General features: G+C 62.9%; 16 protein-coding genes and 2 pseudogenes. 14 read left to right on the top strand and 4 right to left on the bottom strand.

Annotation, left to right across the window (positions count from 1 at the left end):
* Positions 1-299 precede the first annotated feature (299 nt).
* The 9 genes from ccoN (at position 300) to FXB38_RS17790 (ending at position 9,439) form a co-directional block, all read left to right on the top strand.
* The gene (gene ccoN, locus FXB38_RS17830) at positions 300-1,949 is read left to right on the top strand and encodes a cytochrome-c oxidase, cbb3-type subunit I (RefSeq protein WP_148752196.1); all 1,650 of its coding nucleotides are present in this window, start codon (positions 300-302) and stop codon (positions 1,947-1,949) included.
* Between the two features lie 10 nt (positions 1,950-1,959).
* A complete protein-coding gene (ccoO, locus tag FXB38_RS17825; RefSeq protein WP_148752194.1) occupies positions 1,960-2,694 on the top strand; it encodes a cytochrome-c oxidase, cbb3-type subunit II in 735 nt (244 codons plus the stop codon).
* A 14-nt stretch (positions 2,695-2,708) separates the two neighbouring features.
* Positions 2,709-2,873 carry a cbb3-type cytochrome oxidase subunit 3 gene (locus FXB38_RS17820; RefSeq protein ID WP_148752192.1) on the top strand — a complete coding sequence of 55 codons (165 nt, stop codon included), beginning with the start codon at positions 2,709-2,711 and terminating at the stop codon, positions 2,871-2,873.
* Between the two features lie 6 nt (positions 2,874-2,879).
* Positions 2,880-3,755, top strand: a complete 876-nt coding sequence (gene ccoP / locus FXB38_RS17815; RefSeq protein ID WP_148752190.1) for a cytochrome-c oxidase, cbb3-type subunit III — start codon at positions 2,880-2,882, stop codon at positions 3,753-3,755.
* A 101-nt stretch (positions 3,756-3,856) separates the two neighbouring features.
* Positions 3,857-5,323, top strand: coding sequence for a cytochrome c oxidase accessory protein CcoG (gene ccoG / locus FXB38_RS17810; RefSeq protein ID WP_148752188.1), 1,467 nt, complete (start codon positions 3,857-3,859; stop codon positions 5,321-5,323).
* 15 nt (positions 5,324-5,338) lie between these two features.
* Positions 5,339-5,824, top strand: a complete 486-nt coding sequence (locus tag FXB38_RS17805) for a FixH family protein (protein WP_148752186.1) — start codon at positions 5,339-5,341, stop codon at positions 5,822-5,824.
* Between the two features lie 9 nt (positions 5,825-5,833).
* On the top strand, positions 5,834-8,023 hold the full coding sequence (locus tag FXB38_RS17800) for a cation-translocating P-type ATPase (RefSeq protein WP_148752184.1): 2,190 nt from the start codon (positions 5,834-5,836) through the stop codon (positions 8,021-8,023).
* A complete protein-coding gene (gene ccoS / locus FXB38_RS17795; protein WP_148752182.1) occupies positions 8,023-8,184 on the top strand; it encodes a cbb3-type cytochrome oxidase assembly protein CcoS in 162 nt (53 codons plus the stop codon). Before FXB38_RS17800 ends, ccoS begins: the two co-directional genes overlap by 1 nt.
* Complete coding sequence (locus tag FXB38_RS17790) at positions 8,153-9,439, top strand: cyclic nucleotide-gated ion channel (protein ID WP_246229957.1); 1,287 nt, start codon at positions 8,153-8,155, stop codon at positions 9,437-9,439. The genes ccoS and FXB38_RS17790 overlap by 32 nt, the downstream gene beginning before the upstream one ends.
* A gap of 72 nt (positions 9,440-9,511) precedes the next feature.
* On the opposite strand, the gene FXB38_RS42785 is transcribed toward FXB38_RS17790, so the two are convergent.
* The 4 genes from FXB38_RS42785 to FXB38_RS17770 form a co-directional block, all read right to left on the bottom strand.
* Positions 9,512-9,700: a hypothetical protein gene (locus FXB38_RS42785; protein ID WP_187434955.1), complete on the bottom strand. Its 189-nt coding sequence runs from the start codon at positions 9,698-9,700 to the stop codon at positions 9,512-9,514.
* A gap of 332 nt (positions 9,701-10,032) precedes the next feature.
* On the bottom strand, positions 10,033-10,317 hold the full coding sequence (locus FXB38_RS17780; protein ID WP_148752178.1) for a helix-turn-helix domain-containing protein: 285 nt from the start codon (positions 10,315-10,317) through the stop codon (positions 10,033-10,035).
* A gap of 173 nt (positions 10,318-10,490) precedes the next feature.
* Positions 10,491-13,184: a bifunctional acetate--CoA ligase family protein/GNAT family N-acetyltransferase gene (locus FXB38_RS17775; RefSeq protein WP_148752177.1), complete on the bottom strand. Its 2,694-nt coding sequence runs from the start codon at positions 13,182-13,184 to the stop codon at positions 10,491-10,493.
* 70 nt (positions 13,185-13,254) lie between these two features.
* On the bottom strand, positions 13,255-14,094 hold the full coding sequence (locus tag FXB38_RS17770) for a universal stress protein (RefSeq protein ID WP_148752175.1): 840 nt from the start codon (positions 14,092-14,094) through the stop codon (positions 13,255-13,257).
* Positions 14,095-14,598: 504 nt separating this feature from the next.
* Here FXB38_RS17770 and FXB38_RS17765 point away from each other — a divergent pair.
* From FXB38_RS17765 to FXB38_RS17740, 5 genes and pseudogenes are all read left to right on the top strand, one after another.
* Entirely contained in the window at positions 14,599-15,327 is a 729-nt protein-coding gene (locus FXB38_RS17765) for a CBS domain-containing protein (RefSeq protein WP_148752173.1), read from the top strand.
* Between the two features lie 363 nt (positions 15,328-15,690).
* Positions 15,691-15,929: pseudogene (locus FXB38_RS43845) on the top strand (ISL3 family transposase); the annotation flags it as partial.
* A gap of 2 nt (positions 15,930-15,931) precedes the next feature.
* On the top strand, positions 15,932-16,270 hold the full coding sequence (locus FXB38_RS17750; RefSeq protein ID WP_148752172.1) for a hypothetical protein: 339 nt from the start codon (positions 15,932-15,934) through the stop codon (positions 16,268-16,270).
* A gap of 12 nt (positions 16,271-16,282) precedes the next feature.
* Positions 16,283-16,501, top strand: coding sequence for a hypothetical protein (locus FXB38_RS17745; RefSeq protein ID WP_148752170.1), 219 nt, complete (start codon positions 16,283-16,285; stop codon positions 16,499-16,501).
* 39 nt (positions 16,502-16,540) lie between these two features.
* Positions 16,541-17,142 (top strand): annotated as a pseudogene (locus tag FXB38_RS17740) (recombinase family protein); the annotation flags it as partial.

The following is a 17,142-nucleotide window of genomic DNA, read 5'->3' as shown; positions in this document are numbered from 1 at the left end:
CGGTAGGGTTGTAGCCTCCGTCATTGCAAGCGAAGCGCAGCAATCCAGAATCTCTCCGCCGAAAGACCCTGGATTGCTTATAGTTTCATCCAATGCGGGTCGGCTCTTCTCGCCGATCAGAACTCGCAATGACGGCGTGGGGCAGCAGGAGCACTTCATCTGGCTGCGCCGTAAATGTACGGAGCCGTTCCCAAGAAAATACCGCCATACGAAGAACCAAAGACCATCTTGATCTCAATCAATTCTCCGCGAGGGTGAATGTGGTTTCTGGCGGCGTGTTCTTTCAGAGAGAATCCGCGATGCCCCAGCCCTCCATCTCCAAGTCCATGACGTCAGGTGAAAGCGGCCTAGCGGCGTTGTTCGCGGTCACTGCCTTCCTATGCTTGATCGCCTCGGCCAAGGCGCTCGACGCGCCGTTCGCCTTTCACGCCGGACTGAGTGCGGCAGCGAGTCTGGCCGCGGTGTTCTTCATCGTCAACTGCTATTACGATCGTCCGGCGGCGCTGCCACCTGCGGAGATCAATGGTCGTCCCAACTACAACATGGGCCCGATCAAGTTCTCCGCCGTCATGGCGATGGTCTGGGGCATCGCGGGCTTCCTGGTCGGGCTCATCATCGCCTCGCAGCTGGCCTGGCCCGCGCTGAACTTCGACCTGCCCTGGATTCAATTCGGCCGATTGCGGCCGCTGCACACCTCCGCCGTGATCTTCGCCTTCGGCGGCAACGTCCTGATCGCGACATCCTTCTACGTCGTGCAGAAGTCCTGCCGCGCGCGGCTGGTCGGCGACCTCGCGCCCTGGTTCGTCGTGCTCGGCTACAATTATTTCATCCTCATCGCCGGCACGGGCTATCTGCTCGGCGTCACCCAATCCAAGGAATATGCCGAGCCGGAATGGTACGCCGACCTCTGGCTTACCATCGTCTGGGTCACCTATCTGCTGGTCTTCCTCGGCACCATCATCAAGCGCAAGGAGCCGCACATCTTCGTGGCGAACTGGTTCTATCTCGCCTTCATCGTGACGATCGCGGTTCTGCATCTCGGCAACAACCCGGCGCTACCGGTGTCGTTCTTCGGCTCGAAATCCTACATTGCTTGGGGCGGCATCCAGGATGCCATGTTCCAGTGGTGGTATGGCCACAACGCGGTCGGCTTCTTCCTGACCGCGGGCTTCCTCGCCATCATGTACTACTTCATTCCGAAGCGAGCGGAGCGGCCGATCTATTCCTACCGGCTGTCGATCATCCATTTCTGGGCCCTGATCTTCCTCTACATCTGGGCAGGTCCGCACCATCTGCACTACACGGCATTGCCGGATTGGACGCAGACGCTCGGCATGACCTTCTCGATCATGCTGTGGATGCCCTCATGGGGCGGCATGATCAACGGCCTGATGACGCTGTCGGGCGCCTGGGACAAGCTGCGCACCGACCCTGTGCTGCGCATGCTCGTCGTCTCCGTCGCCTTCTACGGCATGTCGACCTTCGAGGGACCGATGATGTCGATCAAGGTGGTCAATTCACTCAGCCACTACACCGACTGGACCATCGGCCACGTGCATTCCGGTGCGCTCGGCTGGGTCGGTTTCGTCTCCTTCGGCGCGCTGTACTGCATGGTGCCGTGGGTCTGGAATCGCAAGGGCCTCTACAGCCTGAAGCTCGTCAACTGGCACTTCTGGATCGCCACTCTCGGCATCGTTCTCTACATCTCGGCGATGTGGGTATCCGGCATCCTACAGGGCCTGATGTGGCGCGCCTACACCTCGCTCGGCTTCCTCGAATATTCCTTCATCGAGACCGTCGAGGCGATGCACCCCTTCTACGTCATCCGCGCCGCCGGCGGCGCGCTGTTCCTGATCGGTGCGCTGATCATGGCCTACAATCTCTGGATGACGGTTCGCACAGGCGAACAGGAAGTCCAGATGCCCGTCGCTCTTCAGCCGGCGGAATGAGGAGCTTCCCATGTCGTTCTGGACACGCCACCAAGTCTTCGAAAAGAACTCGATCATCCTGGTCGTCGGCATTTTGCTGGTGATCGCGATCGGCGGTCTCGTCGAGATCACGCCGCTGTTCTACCTCAAAAGCACGATCGAGGTAGTCGACGGCATCAGGCCGTACACGCCGCTGGAGCTGGCGGGCCGCAATGTCTACGTCCGCGAAGGCTGCTATCTCTGTCATTCGCAGATGATCCGGCCGCTGCGTGACGAGGTCGAGCGCTACGGCCACTTCTCGCTCGCCGCCGAAAGCATGTTCGACCATCCGTTCCAATGGGGCTCGAAGCGCACCGGTCCTGACCTTGCCCGCGTCGGCGCCAAATATTCCGACGACTGGCACGTGACCCATATGACCAATCCGCGCGCGATCGTGCCGCAATCGGTGATGCCGGGCTACCCGTTCCTCAGTTCAACCGAGGTCGATCCCAGCACGATTGCCGACCACATGCGTACGCTGCGGGCCGTCGGCGTTCCCTATACCGACGACCAGATCGCCAACGCGGCCGCCGACATGAAGGCCCAGGCCGATCCTGACAATGCCGGCACCGATGCCTTCACCAAACGCTACGCCAAGGCCGTCGTGCGCAATTTCGACGGCAAGACCGGAACGCCGACCGAGATGGACGCGCTGATCGCGTATTTGCAGATGCTCGGTACGCTGGTCGACTTCAAGCTCTACAACGAGAAAGCCAATCTTCGCTGAGAAGGCATCCACCGATGAAAGCCATCCTGACACTCGATAATCTCGCGTCCGGTCTCGTGACCACGATCTGGACGCCGGTCTTCGTCGCGATCTTTCTCGCGATCATCGCCTACGCATTTTGGCCCCGCAACAAGGCTGAGTTCGACAAAGCGGCACAGCTGCCGCTGCGGGAGGAGTAAGACATCATGACCGAACATCATGGCGAATTCGACTCCGTTTCCGGCAGATCCACGACAGGGCACGAATGGGACGGCATCAAGGAGCTCAACACGCCGCTGCCGCGCTGGTGGGTGATCACGTTCTATCTCACCATCGTCTGGGCGATCGGCTACTGGATCGTCTATCCGGCCTGGCCACTGATCTCCAGCAACACGACAGGACTGTTCGGCTACTCGACGCGCGCCGACGTCGCGGTCGAGCTCGCCAATCTCGAGAAGATCAGGGGCGACAAGATGGCGGCGTTGGGCGCGGCCTCGCTCGCCGACATCGAGAAGGATCCGGCCTTGCTGGCGCTCGCGCGCGCCAAGGGCAAGACGGTGTTCGGCGACAATTGCGCCCCGTGCCACGGCTCCGGCGGCGCCGGCGCCAAGGGCTATCCGAACCTGAACGACGACGACTGGCTGTGGGGCGGGACGCTCGACCAGATCATGCAGACCATCCAGTTCGGCGCCCGCTCCGGTCATGCCAAGACCCATGAAGGCCAGATGCTCGCCTTCGGCAAGGACGGCGTGCTGAAGGGCGACGAGATCGTCACGGTCGCCAATTACGTGCGCTTGCTGTCGGGCCTCTCGACCCGGAAGGGTTTTGACGCTGCAAAGGGCGAGAAGATCTTTGCGGACAATTGCGCCGCCTGCCATGGCGATGGCGGCAAGGGCAACCCGGAGCTCGGTGCTCCCAATTTGACCGACAAGATCTGGCTCTACGGCTCGGACGAGGCGACCCTGATCGAGACCATTAGCCAGGGCCGCGCCGGCGTCATGCCGGCCTGGGAAGGACGGCTTGATCCTTCCACCATTAAGGCAATGGCGGTCTACGTCCACTCCCTGGGCGGGGGAAAATAGTTGAGGGGCGGGGGCGAACAGAAACTCCCCCGCTTGAGCTGGATCAACTGACGCGGCGTGGTCGGGGCTAGGTTGAATCGCACCTCGAGAAGTCCCAGGCGATGAACAAGACCGTGAACCCGAACGAGCTCACATCGGACGACGATAACGGACCGCTCTTTGTGGCCCAGAAGAAGGTGTACCCCCAGAGCACCTCCGGGACCTTCCGCCGGATCAAATGGGGCCTCATGGCGTTCTGCCTCGGGGTCTATTACTTCCTGCCCTTCGTGCGCTGGAACCGCGGCCTCGGCGCGCCCAGCCAGGCGGTGCTGGTCGATCTTCCCAACAGCCGCTTCTACTTCTTCTTCATCGAGCTGTGGCCGCAGGAGGTCTATTACTTCACGGGCCTGCTGATCGTAGCCGCGGTGGCGCTGTTCCTGATGAACTCGGTCGGTGGCCGCATCTGGTGCGGCTATCTCTGCCCGCAGACGGTCTGGACCGACCTATTCTACGCCGTCGAGCGCTTCGTCGAAGGCGACCGCCGCGAGCGGATGCGCAAGGACAAGGCGGGCGGTGCGCTGACGCTCAAGCGCGTCTCCGACATCGCCCTCAAGCATGCGATCTGGCTGATGATCGCCTGGTGGACGGGCGGCGCCTGGGTGCTCTATTTCAACGATGCGCCGACGCTGGTGAAGCAGCTTCTCACGTTCCAGGCGCCAATGATCGCCTATATCTGGATCGGCATTCTGACGGCGACGACATATGTGCTCGCCGGCTTCATGCGCGAGCAGGTCTGCACGTATATGTGCCCGTGGCCCCGCATCCAGGCCGCGCTCACCGATGAGTGGGCGCTCAACGTCACCTACCGATACGATCGCGGCGAGAAGCGCACCTCGGTGAAGAAGGCCGCGGAGCTGCGCGCACTCGGCAAGCATGTCGGCGACTGCGTCGACTGCTATCAATGCGTCGCGGTCTGCCCGACCGGCATTGACATCCGCAACGGGCCGCAGCTCGAATGCATCCAGTGCGGGCTCTGCATCGACGCCTGCGACAACGTGATGACCAGGATCGGCCGACCGAAGCGGCTGATCGGCTATGACAACGACATCAACATCCAGCGCCGCCTGGACGGAAAGGCGCCGATCTATCGCATCGTCCGCGCTCGCACCATCGCCTACAGTGCGATCATCGCGGCCGTTGGCGGCATCATGCTCTACGTGCTGGCGACCCGCACTCTGCTCGACCTCAACGTGCTGCACGACCGCAACCCGGTCGCGGTCAAGCTCAGCGACGGTTCGATTCGAAACGCCTATACGGTGCGGCTGCTCAACAAGAGCGGTTATGATCGTGTCGTCGCGATCGATGCGGACGGCCCGGCTAATCTAACCATACATGTCGTCGGTGCCGATTCCGTGACGCCGGATAGGCCGGTGATCGTGATCCCGCGCGATAGCACCAGCGAGCTGCGGCTGCTCGTCACCGCCCCAGCCGACAGCAATCCGGAGAAATCGATCCCCGTGCGCTTCCACGTCACCGACATCGGGCTCGGCGAGGTTGCCACCACCACCGACAATTTCGTCTCGCCGTAACACCAGGAGATTGCCATGGCCACCAAGCCGCTGACCGGAACCAAGGTGTTCCTGATGCTGGTCGCCTTTTTCGGCGTCGTCATCGGCGTCAACGTCACGATGATGAAGCTCGCGATCGCGACGCTGCCCGGCACCGACGTCGACAGCCCGTATGCCGCGGGCCTCACTTACGATCGCGAGATCTCGGCGGCACAGGACCAGGTCGCGCGCAACTGGAAAGTCAGTGCGCATATCGAGCGGCGCGCCGACGGCCACGCCGTGCTCCAGCTCGACGCGCGCGATGCGGCGGGCCAGCCTCTGACCGGATTGAAATTCGAGGGCCGGCTGGAGCGGCCGACCGATAAGCGCGCGGACCTCGCGGTCGAGCTATCCGAGGCCGGCAGCGGCATCTATCGCGGCGATGCCGCATCGGTCGCGCCGGGTCAGTGGGATCTCGTCATCGAGGGCGATGCCAAGGGCGACCGCGTGTTCCTGTCGCGTAACCGCGTGATCCTGAACTGAGATCCCACCATGCAGATGACACGCGATTTCTCTCACTATGTCCGCGCCGCAGGCGCGGGCCTTCAGCACATCGACCTCGCGGTCGAGGGCGTTCACTGCGCCGGTTGCATGGCCAAGATCGAGCGCAGCCTGTCGGCCATTCCTGATGTCACGCTTGCGCGGCTGAACCTCACCGACCGGCGCGTCGCGCTGGAATGGAAAGAGGGCACGCTCGACCCTGGCCGCTTCATCGATCGGCTCGAGGAGCTCGGCTACAAGGCCTATCCGTACGAGACCGAGAGCGCGGAAGCGAGCGAGGTCGCGGAAGGGCGCTTACTGCTCCGCTGCCTCGGCGTTGCTGCGTTCGCCACCATGAACGTGATGATGCTGTCGATCCCGGTATGGTCCGGCAATGTCTCGGACATGCTGCCCGAGCAGCGCGACTTCTTCCACTGGCTCTCGGCGCTGGTCGCGCTGCCGGCGGCGGCCTATGCCGGCCAGCCGTTCTTCCGCTCGGCCTGGCGCGCGCTGTCGAACAAGACCACCAACATGGACGTGCCGATCTCGATCGGCGTGTGCCTCGCGCTCGGCATGTCCGTGGTCGAGACCGTCCACCACGCCGAGCACGCCTATTTCGATGCGGCGATGATGCTGCTGGCTTTCCTGTTGGTCGGCCGTTTCCTCGACCAGAATATGCGGCGGCGGACCCGCGCGGTCGCGGGCAATCTCGCGGCGCTGAAGGCGGAGACTGCGGCCAAGTTCGTCGGGCCCGATGAAATCTCGCAGGTGCCTGTCGCCGCGATTCATTCCGGCGACATCGTGCTCTTGCGGCCCGGCGAGCGCTGCGCCGTCGACGGCACCGTAATCGAGGGACGTTCCGAGATCGATCAGAGCCTGATCACCGGCGAGACGCTCTATGTCACGGCCGAGCACGGCACGCCGGTCTATGCCGGCTCCATGAACATTTCCGGCACGCTGCGGGTGCGGGTCTCGGCCGCGTCGGAAGCCACGCTGCTCGCCGAGATCACGCGGCTGCTCGACAACGCGCTCCAGGCGCGCTCGCGCTACATGCGGCTTGCCGATCGCGCGTCGCGGCTCTACGCACCGGTGGTGCATGCGACCGCGCTCATCACTATTCTCGGCTGGGTCATCGCCGGCGCGAGCTGGCATGATGCGATCGTCACCGGCGTTGCGGTCCTCATCATCACCTGTCCTTGTGCACTCGGGCTTGCGATTCCGACGGTGCAGACGATCGCCTCGGGCGCGATGTTCAAGTCCGGCGTGCTGCTCAATTCCGGCGATGCCATCGAGCGCCTCGCCGAAGTCGACCATGTCATCTTCGACAAGACCGGCACGCTGACGCTGCCGGCTCTCGAAGTCACGAACGCGGCCGACATTCCCGCCGATATCTTCCAACTCGCCGGCCGGCTCGCGTTGTCGAGCCATCATCCTGTCGCGGCTGCCGTCGCGCAGGCCGCGGGCGCCAAATCGCCGATCCTCAATGCGGTCGAAGAGGCCGGGCAGGGGGTGCGTGCCACCGTCGACGACGTTGAGATCCGCCTCGGCCGTCGAACCTTCTGCAGCGCAGAAGCGTTGGTCAGCGGGAACAACCTCGATCCCGAGGCCTCCATCGTGGCCTTCAGCAGGGGAAGCGAAAAAGTCGTCTTCTCCGTGCGGCAGGGCCTTCGCCCGGACGCCCGAGCCGTGATCGCGGCGCTGAAGGCCCGCAATATCGGCATCGAGATTCTCTCCGGGGATCGCGAGCCCGCTGTGATTGCGGCAGCCCATGCGCTCGGCATCGCCGAGTGGCGGGCCGGCGTCACGCCGGCCGACAAGATCGCGCGGATCGAGGAATTGAAGCAGCGCGGCGCAAAGGTGCTGATGGTCGGTGACGGCATGAACGACGCGCCGTCGCTCGCGGCAGCTCATGTCTCGATGTCGCCGATCTCGGCCGCGCATCTTAGCCAGGCCACCGCCGACCTCGTCTTCCTCGGCCGGCCGCTGGCGCCGGTCGTCGCCGCCATCGATTCGGCACGCAAGGCGTTGCATCTGATGCGGCAAAATCTCTGGCTTGCGATCGGTTACAATGTGCTGGCCGTGCCGGTTGCGATCAGCGGCGTGGTGACGCCCTTGATCGCGGCTGCGGCGATGAGCGGATCCTCAATTCTGGTTATGCTGAACTCGCTGCGGGCGCGCAGCGGCTCGCGGGAGATCGTGTGATGGAAATCCTGGTCATCCTCGTCCCGCTGGCGCTGGCCCTCGGCGGAGCCGGCCTCGTCGCCTTCCTCTGGTCGCTCCGCAGCGGCCAGTACGACGATCTCGACGGCGCCGCCTGGCGCGCAATTGCTGATGATGATCCGCCGCAGGATCGCTCGGTCTGAAGCCGTCGTCGGCGGGGAGGTAATGGTGTCTCGCCTTCATCAGGGAACGCAGTTTCGTCAACGTCTATACGGCATCCTCGATCAGGGCTCCGGCGTCGATCAATTCGGTGCGGTCGTGAACTGGACACTGATCGGGCTCATAGTTGTCACGCTCGCCGCGACCGTGCTGGAATCCGTGCCGCGGCTGGCAGGCCAGTATGCCAAGGCGTTCCAGGCGATCGAATATGCTGCCCTGCTCACCTTCACGATCGAGTATGCAGCGCGGCTGTGGACGGCGATCGAACATCCGAGGTGGCGCCGGTTCGGCGCAATCCGTTCACGCGTGCGTCTGGCAGCAAGCCCAGCCGGGCTGATCGATCTCGCTGCGGTGCTGCCATTCTGGCTGCCCCTGTTCATAGCGGCCGATTTCAAAGCACTGCTGGTCCTGCGCCTGATACGCTTCTTCAAGCTCACTCGCTATTCTCCCGCGATGCGCTCGTTACTGGAGGCGCTCTATGCCGAGCGTCGGGCGCTGGTCGGCTGCTTTGTGATTCTATGTGGCGCGACGCTGATCGCGGCAGCACTGATGCATCTCGCCGAAGGTGCCGCCCAGCCGGACAGGTTCGGCACCATCCCCGACGCGATGTGGTGGGCGATCGTGACGCTCGGAACGGTAGGGTATGGCGATGCCGTACCGATCACCGCGGCAGGCCGGCTGATAGCCGGATTGACGATCTTCGTCGGGCTGCTGATGGTGGCGCTGCCAGTAGGTATCGTGGCGACGGCATTTGCCAACGAAGTGCATCGCAGGGATTTTGTCGTCACCTGGGGGTTGGTGGCGAGGGTTCCCTTGTTCAGCGAATTAACTGCTGCGCAGATCGCAGATGTGATGAAGATCCTCCGCGCGCAGAAGGTGGACAAGGGAACGACTATTGCCCGTCGCGGCGAGCCCGCGCATTCAATGTATTTGATATTGGATGGAGAGGTGGAGATCAGGCTGCGCCACAAGCATGTCCATCTCGGCGCCGGTGACTTCTTTGGCGAAATCGCCGCCTTGCGGCAATCGCGCCGTTCGGCAACCGTGATTGCGCTGCAAACGACCCGCCTGCTTGCGCTCGACGCTTCCGACCTGCACAGCCTGATGGACCGGGAGCCGCAGATTGCGGCCCGCATCCGAGACGCGGCGCAGGCGCGATTGGGCGAAGAATTGGAAACAACAGGCGGCGATCTGATACCGGCTGAACTGCCAAATACCAAGATTCAGCCGCGTATCTAGAGCGGACGCCGCTGCATCTGATGCGGCGGTAATTGTGGCTCGCCGGTGGCCTGCAAGCGCCGTGGGCCGCGGTCAGCGCGCCAGCAGTAGCAACGCGAACATGATGCCCGTGAATATTATCAGCAGCGTCCAGCTCGGGCGCTTGCGCCGAGAACCGAATCGGGATCCCGCAAACCAGACGATGGCTATTCGTTTGATAAATAGCGGTTCTTTCATCAGCAGCAGCTCATCGGCAGCGTGGTTGGCGTCCGGTAGCGCCAATGCGTCGCGGTCACGGTCACGGGTCTCAGTGTTTCGGCATCAAGCCAGCCGTTACCGTGGCGCAGGCACGCTCGGTTCAGCAGGGCAACGTGATCGCCGATGACGGCGAGCTCGATCTCGCGATCAAACGGCGCCGTCGCAATTTCCCGCCAGCCTGGCGGGCTTGGAAGTCGCGACCATAAGTCTGCAATCCAGTTCATGGCCCGATTTTGCGACGGCCGGGGCATGGCGACGTTGAGCTGCGTCAAAAACGAAAGGTGGGACAACCGATGTAGTCTTGAAACCTGGGCGAATTTCGAACAATCGGAACTGGTGTCGTCGACACGTCTCTCTTAAGCTCCATTCCGCCGCTCCTTCGGTTGGGTGTGGTGAATCGCCGAGGCAAGCCGGAGTAACAAGACGATGGAGACATTGCCTTTGCCGCTCTCGATCTGTGCAATATACCGCTCGGAGATGCCGGACTTGCGAGCAAGTTCTCGGCGCGACATTTCGCAATGCATACGCGCGCCGCGCACACGGTTGCCGAGTTCGGCCAGAAACTGGGCCTCGGAGTATGGCGGCATGACCTTTGTGCCGGGCAACGCCTCCTCTGCAAAATCGAAGACCTCTTCTAACATTGATCCTATTCCCGATTGTTTTCTGAACTGCAGAATATGGCCAAGTCTTGCGCCGATTCTTTGCGATAGATCAAACTGGAGGCGCGACGCACGCCATCGAACGTTTCGCGGCGGTCCTCTTCGTCATCGCGCAACGTCCGCCGAAGCGCGCTCCTAAAAGCGCCCGGGCGCGCTCATAGCTTGAGCCGGACGTCGCAGATGTCAGGCTCGCTCGGATCCGGCCTGACCTCGAAGCCGAGTTGCCGGCACATCTCGATCATCACGGTGTTCTCCTTCAGCACGTCGCCCGATATGGCCTTCAGCCCTTCCGCTCTCGCGTAGTCGATGATCAATTCCATCAGAGCCCATCCGAGCCCTCTGCCCTTGAGGTCGGACCGCAGCAGGATCGCGTATTCGCCGCTCTCGTAGATCGAGTCCGAATGGAGGCGCACTACCCCTACCATCTCGCCGGTCGCCTCATCGAATGCGATAAAGGCCATCGCGCGCGCATAGTCGAGCTGGGTCAGGCGCGCGATGAATTCGTGAGTGAATTCCTTCATCGGCGCGAAGAAGCGCAGGCGGAGATCGTTCGGTGTCACGTGACGCAGGAAAGCGTGGATGGTCGGCTCGTCCTCGGGACGCAGTGGCCGCGCGAAGATGCGCCAGCCGTCCTTGAGCGCAAGACGACGCTCCCATTGCGACGGATAGGCGCGAACGGCGAAATTGGCCGGGCCTGAGCCGGCGAATTTCCGCGGCGGCGGCCCGACCGCGACACGGGCATCGACCGCAGTCACGCCGGTTTCATCCGCAAGCAGTGGGTTGATGTCGAATTCGCGGATTTCGGGGATGTCGGCGGCCATCTGCGCCAGTTTGACCAGCACCATGGCGACCGCATCCTGCTTGACAGCAGGTACATCCCGATAGGCTTTCAGCAGCCGTGACACCCGCGTGCGGTCGATCAGGTCACGGGCCAGTTGCAGATCGAGCGGAGGCAGCGCAAGGGCCTTGTCGTTGATGATCTCCACTGCGATTCCGCCGCGGCCGAAGACGACGACGGTGCCGAAGGTGGGATCGTCGGCAAGGCCCAGGATCAGCTCGCGCGCCTTCGCCTTGACGACCATCGCCTGTACGATGACGCCCTCAATGCGGGCCTCGGGACGCAGCTTCCTCGCCCGGGCGAGAATGTCGGTGGCAGCGGCGCGCACCGCGTCCGGTGACGTCAGGTTGAGCACGACGCCGCCAACGTCGGATTTATGGACGATGTCGCGCGACATGATCTTCAGCACGACGGTCGCGTGTTGCGCGAACACTTCGTTCGCGTAAACGACCGCCTGCTCAACATCATCGGCGGCATAGGTCGGCACCATCGTGATGTCATAGGCTTCGAGCAGGTGCTTGATCTCGACGGGCTCGAGCCATTGGCGGCCGTCGGCGATCGCGGCCGCAACGATCTTCCTGGCAACCCGGGCGTCGGGCACGAAAGTGTCAGGCATCGCGGGAGGAACCTGGCTCAGCTCCTCGACGACTTCGCGATGCCGGACCAGGTGCATGAAGCCGCGCACCGCATCGTCCTCGGTCGGATAATTCGGAATGCCCGCGCCGGAAAGCGTCTGAATGATCGTCTGATCGGCCCCGACCCAGGCGGCCAGCACGGGCTTTGCCCAACTGCGGTGCTGCTCGCGATATTTGCCGACGAGCTCCGTCACGATCGTCGCGATGTCGGAAGCCGAGGCGATCGCGGTCTGCACGTTGAGGACGAGAACCGCGTCATTGTCGGCGTCGGCGAGCAGCGCCTCCAGCGCCGCCGCATATCGCGACGCATCGGCATCGCCCACGATGTCAACGGGATTGGCGCCGGACCAGGTCGGCGGCAGGACGGCATCGAGTTTCTTGCGCGCATCCGCCGAGATCGACGCCGGAATTCCGCCAAGCTCTACCAATCGATCAACGGCGAGGACGCCGATGCCGCCACCATTGGTCAGAATGGCGAGGCGCTTTCCCGTCGGCGATTCGACGCGGCCGAGCGTCTCGGCGCAATCGAACAGCTCGCGCAGGTCGGAGACCCGCAGGACGCCGGCCCGGCGGAACGCCGCGTCATAGACGGCGTCGGCGCCCGCGAGGGCGCCGGTATGGGTCGCGGCCGCCTTGGCGCCCTGTGCCATGCGGCCGGACTTCACCACGACGACCGGTTTTACGCGTGCGGCAGCGCGCGCCGCCGACATGAATTTGCGCGCGTCCTTGATGGCCTCGATATAAAGCAGGATCGCGCGGGTCTTGTGGTCCATCGCGAAATAATCGAGCAGATCGGCGATATCGACGTCGATCTGATCGCCGATCGAGACGATGCCAGAGAAGCCGACGCCGCGCTGCGCGGCCCAATCCACCATACCGGCGGCGATCGCGCCGGATTGCGAGATCAGCGCGAGATTTCCCGCGGTCGGCATATGCGCGGCAAAACTGGCATTGAGGCTCACGCCGGGCATCATGATGCCGAGGCAGTTCGGACCGATCAGCCGCATGCCGTATTTGCGGGCCGCGGCGATTGCGGCCTCGTGCAGGGATCCCGGTCCATGACCGAGTCCGGCGGAAACGATGAGCGCGCCCGCCGAGCCGCGCCGCCCAGCCTGGTCGATGATCCCGGGAACCGCCCCGGCCGGCGCGGTGATGACCACCAGCTCGGGCACGAATTCCAGCGTGTCCAGGCTCTCCACCGAAGCGATGCCGCCGATCTCTGCATGGTGCGGATTGACGAGGCCGAACTGTCCCTTGAATTCCGCGTTGCGAATGTTCTCCAGAACGGCGCGTCCTACGGAGACCGGACGGGCGCTCGCCCCGACGAGCGCGACCGAATGGGGTGACAGCAGATTCTTCAGGCGATAAGTGGACATCGCAGCAAATGCGCCTGGTCGGTGGCGGTTCCGATGGTCGGCAGATCAGGCCGGAAAACTGGCGACGAGCCTAGTGCGATATCATAACCCAGCACGGTGGCTGGCCAATGACGGTCTTTGTCACACCGCCCCAAACGATCTCGTTCAGGCGCGAATGATGGTAGGCGCCCATCACGATCGCGTCGATGCCATTGGAATTCGCCCAGCTTCCCAGCACCTTGCCGCTCGAGCTGCCGTTGCCCTTCGCTGTTTCGAACGCGGCGCAGACGCCGTGTTCCCTCAGGTGATGAACGAGCGCGTTTCCGGATTGCGCGATCGCGTCGGACTTGTCGTCCGCCACGGTCACCACGCGGACCGAGGTGGCGGCCTGAAGGATCGGCAGCGCGTCGCCGATCGCTCGCGCCGCGCGCGCGGAGTGATCCCAGGCGATCATGACGTTCTCGAATTCCGGCCGCAGCGCGTCCACATGCTGCTCCGGGCAGAGCAGCAGAGGCCGCCCGGATTCGAACAGAATCGTCTCGATAACGTGCTCCGTTCGGCTGTCGTGCGGCCTCACCGGGAGGAGCGTGAGATCGCTGAAGCGCGCATGTTCGGCCAGTATCGACGCGAACTGGTCCTCAGGCACCTTGTCCGATCGGCCTTGGGCACGAAGGCCGGCCCGGGAGGCCGCACCGGTAAAGGCATTCAGCAGACGCTGCGTATCGCTGGCTCCAAGAGCGCTTGGTGCCCCGGCGACATCGGGATCATCGGGGAGCATCACCTTCGGCCGCACAAAAATATCTTCCTCGAGCGCCAGCGCGGTGATCCTGGCACCGAGGTCGGCGGCAACGGCCACGCATTTCTCGATCGCAGCGAGAGCCGGTCCACATGGCTGGCCGACAAGCGGCAGAAAGACGTCCTTGATGGGCATCGGGATTCTCCTTCGCCCTAGGAATAGGCCGGCTTTGGTCGGGACGCTTGATCCTCGTCAATCTTCGGGAACTTCCGCGGGCCGCGGGCAAAGACTGATGCGTGCGATGGTGTTAGCTGCCCGCGAGCGCCGCTCCGGATGGAGCAGCGTCCCGATTCCATCCGGAAGGTCAGATCCGGGTGAGGGTCGGCGAGCGTTGTTCGAGTCCCGGGATCGCTTCCGACACGGCTTTCCGGATCATTGCGCGTATTCACTCAATGCTGTCCTCGCCCGGCACGACGGACATGCGGCGGCGACCCCGCCGCTCTGCACCGGATCCGGATGACGCTGATGCTTCGAGCGGAAGCGGCCGGTGTCGCGCAGCACAATGCGTGCGATCTCCATCCGATCACGAATGATTAGCCGCGAAGAGCCGGCATCGCTCACTTGGCCTGGGTCAAACCGCTCCGCGACACCCGGGCTTAGGTTTGCGCATCGAAATTCCATAAGCCAGTGGAGTTCTCCATGCGTGCCCACCAAATCATGACCCGGTCCGTCATCTCGGTTACCCCCGACACTAGCATCGTCGAGGCGGCGAACATCATGTTGAAGCGGCACGTCAGCGGCCTCCCCGTTGTCGACGATACCGGAAAACTGGTCGGCATCGTCTCGGAAGGCGATTTCATCCGCCGCAGCGAGATCGGCACCGGACGCGAGCGCGGCCGCTGGCTTCAATTTATCCTCGGCCCCGGAAAATCTGCCGCCGACTTCGTCCACGAGCACGGCCGCAACGTGTCGGAGGTGATGACAGCCTCTCCCGTCACCATTGCCGAGGATACCGCGCTTGCGGAGATCGTCGATCTCATGGAACGGAACAACGTGAAGCGCTTGCCGGTGGTCCGCGGCGAGGAGGTAGTCGGGATCGTATCTCGTGCCAATCTGCTGCAGGCAATGGCGGGGCTCGCCCGCGAGGTGCCGGATCCGACCGCCGACGACGATCATATCCGCCGCCGCATCATCGATGCGATTGAGAAGAACGTCTGGTGTCCCTTCGGTCTCAATGTCATCGTCCGCGACGGCATCGTTCACCTCAGCGGCGTTATCACGGAAGAACGCGCTCGGCAGGCGGCGGTGGTCGCGGCGGAGAACATCGAAGGCGTGACGAAGGTGCACGATCACCTGTGCTGGGTCGACACGATGTCAGGCGTCTATCTGAACTCGCCCAAGGACGACGAGCTCGCCAAGGCAAGCTGAACTCGAACGCAGTTCAGAGCGGAACGACTGCCGTACCCGGATCACCCCCCACCATCTTGTTGGCTGGAAGGGCAAGCGCCTTGCAGATGGTCGCTCCCCGACGACGTGAAGGAAGTCGAGACTATTCGCTCGCCCCCAAGGCCGCCCGCTTTCCCGAATGGCACGCCACGGCAAATGCGCTGAAGGAAAAGCCTAAGCGGGGCGCCTCCGAGAATTCCCTCACTGGTTAGTCGGGGATTGGTCGAAGGAAGCCAAGCGCGCCGGTCGCAAGCCGAGCACCTATGAGGGCATCGCAACTCAATGGCGCGGCTGGTGACATTCCTGGAGCACGACACGCAAAGCCGAGTGATTCCTGAGGACATCGTTCGCTTCAAGCACTTGGCGCGCCGCTTCCGCTGCGTTTCGGTTCTGTGCGGTCGGCGTATTTTCACCGAGCGCTTCGATGACGGCGCTCTGGCGCCGTGGGCGCGGCGAACGACCCGGCTCGATCTGATCGTCCATCACCTTGGCCTTGCCTTGGGCGGCCCCCGGCGGCGAGTTTTGCCCGTCGACTTATGCTGCCCGTGAGCAACGACACATTGCTTCGGGTGGTTAGAAGGCGCGGGTGGCCAAGCGTGCGTTCTCGAATGAGATAGCGGCGAAGCCGATCCACCTCGACGAGCTCGGCCTCGACCGCCTTAGCCCGCGCTTCCGCATCACGCTGTCGCTGCCTTTCCTCATGCCACGCTTTCGCTGCTGCTCGATTCTCTGCCTTGGTTATCGCGCCATCGAAACGTTGCGAGGACCGGAGTCAACTTTTCAATCCCTTGTGCCGCGAAACGCTGTCGAGGCCCAGCGGGTAGGGATGTGGATAAACCTACTCGGAACCAACGTGCCGATATTCCGAATTTTACTTGCTCCGTCGGGCAAAACAGTGGTTCATAGGGTGCTCCCGGTCGAATGAGGAGCGCGCCCAATGGCGGAAGAATTCCAAGCAGCGTCTGAGCTTTCGAAAATTGCCAAGCTCAACGGCGACTTCAGGAGAAACTACGGAACCCTGCTTGGAGCCTTCCTATATCTGAGATCCATCAGTGCCGCTCGCGGGCGTTCTTGGTTGTGCGGCGGCCTCTTTTCCCTCGTATGCTCCGCCGTGCTAGGATGGCTGAGCAAGCACGGCTTTTCGTGGCTCTGGTGACCGCACCAAACGTGCGTGGCGTTCGTAGCGGAGGCGCGTATGGCTAATGCCCTGATCATTCGCCCCAGGTCCGATCTGCTCTCGCCGACAAGTGCGGGACGGGCCGCTCAATACGTGCGGATGTCAACGGACCATCAGCGCTATTCCACGCAGAACCAAGCTGCTGCCATCGCTGTCTACGCCGCGCAGCATGATCTCCTGATAGTCCGCACTTATGCGGACGAGGGCCGAAGCGGTCTTCGGATCCAGCGTCGCGAGGGCTTGATCGAGCTAATCGACGACGTCCGGAATGGCCGAGCGGATTTCGACCATATCTTGGTCTATGACGTGAGCCGATGGGGTAGATTTCAAGACGTTGACGAGAGCGCCTATTATGAGTTCACCTGCCGCCGGGTTGGGGTCAAAGTCTGCTATTGCGCCGAGGAGTTCGATAACGACGGAGGTGTGATCGCGAGCATAGTGAAGAACCTCAAGCGAGTAATGGCGGCCGAATACTCAAGAGAGCTTTCGGTCAAAGTGCACGCGGGCGCATGCCGAGTCGCCAGCCCTCGGATTCAAGCAAGGCGGCGCCGCCGGTTACGGGCTACGGTGTCAATCGGCTTGCAAATTTGACCCCTCGTATTGCCTCATCCAGAATGTTA

This window comes from Bradyrhizobium cytisi (genome assembly GCF_008123515.1).
Classification (GTDB): Bacteria; Pseudomonadota; Alphaproteobacteria; order Rhizobiales; family Xanthobacteraceae; genus Bradyrhizobium; species Bradyrhizobium cytisi.
Note: the sequence above shows the minus strand (reverse complement) of the source record. Positions and strands in the feature narration are given on the sequence as shown.